Origin of the sequence: Thioalkalivibrio versutus, from assembly GCF_001999325.1 — a bacterium.
Classification (GTDB): Bacteria; Pseudomonadota; Gammaproteobacteria; order Ectothiorhodospirales; family Ectothiorhodospiraceae; genus Thioalkalivibrio; species Thioalkalivibrio versutus.
This window is the reverse complement of sequence record NZ_MVAR01000041.1, coordinates 1-1,254: the sequence shown is the minus strand read 5'-3', so window position 1 is coordinate 1,254 and position 1,254 is coordinate 1. Positions and strand designations below refer to the sequence as shown.

The 1,254-nt window shown below is 66.2% G+C and carries 1 protein-coding gene; it reads left to right on the top strand.

The features are described from left to right. Window positions 1-68: 68 nt before the first annotated feature. A protein-coding gene (locus B0684_RS12990) for an IS3 family transposase (RefSeq protein WP_143592474.1) occupies window positions 69-1,246 on the top strand; the annotation gives its coding sequence in 2 pieces (ribosomal slippage) (window positions 69-336 and window positions 336-1,246; 1,179 coding nt in all). The last annotated feature ends 8 nt before the right edge of the window (window positions 1,247-1,254 follow it).

The following is a 1,254-nucleotide window of genomic DNA, read 5'->3' as shown; positions in this document are numbered from 1 at the left end:
TGAGCTGGTCTAATTTCCGTGGACACCTCGTTAGGTGGGACGATATCCCCTGGACGAGGAGAACAACCATGGCACGCAAGCGCCGAAGTTTTTCAAGCGAATACAAGGAGCGCGTGGCCCGGATGGTGGTCGATGACGGCCTGGAGGTCTCGGTCGTATGCCGGGATCAGGATCTAGGCGAGACGGCCGTTCGCCGCTGGGTCGATCAACTCAAGGCGGAGCGCACGGGGCAACCGGGCGAGGGTCGGCCGCTGACGGCGGAACAGCAGCGGATCCGCCAGCTCGAGGAGGAGAACCGGCGGTTGAAGGAGGACAAGGAGCTGCTAAAAAAAGCGTCGGCCTTCTTCGCCCGGGAACTGAAGTGATGCATCGCTGCATCACGCGGTTGAGCGGAGAAGGCCCTGTCCATCGTCTTTGTCGGCTGCTGGGAGTGAGCCGGGCCGGCTATTACGCGGCGCGGGCGCGGGCCGGACGTCCAAGCGTGCCCTGCGCCGCTGGCGCTCACCTCGAGCGCGTGTTCACGGCTTCCGGGCGGACCTACGGCAGCCGGCGTCTGGCAAAAGCCTTACAGGCGGATGGCACCGCCGTGGGCCGTTACCGGGTGCGGACGCTGATGCGCGAGCGCGGCCTGCGGCCCGTCTGGCGGCGACGCTTCGTGACCACCACGCAACGCGACGACAGGGCCCCTGTCGCCGAAAACCATCTCAACCGCGAGTTCACCCCGGCCGGACCGAACCAGGCGTGGGCGTCCGACATCACCTATATCCCAACCGCCACCGGCTGGAGCTACCTGGCGGTCATCCTCGACCTGTACTCGCGCAAGGTCATCGGTTGGGCCCTCGATCGGCAGATGCCGGCGAGCCTGACCTGCGAGGCCCTGCGCATGGCGCTGGAGCAGCGCCAACCGGAGCCGGGACTGCTGCTGCACTCCGACCAGGGCTGCCAATACACCAGCGCCGCCTGGCGGCGGCTGCTGGTCCGGCACCAGATCCAGGCGAGCATGAGTCGCCGGGGTAACTGCTGGGACAATGCCGTCGTCGAGCGCTTCTTCCTGAGCCTCAAGACGGAACGCGTCTGGCAGCGCCGCTACGCGAACCACGGCGAGGCGCGGCGGGATGTCGCGGACTACATCGCTCGGTTCTACAACACCGTTCGCATCCACTCGACGCTGGGCTACCTGCCTCCCAGCGTCTACGAGCAACCAACGGCAGCCAATCCACCTAACGCGGTGTCCGAAATCACTTGACCACCACA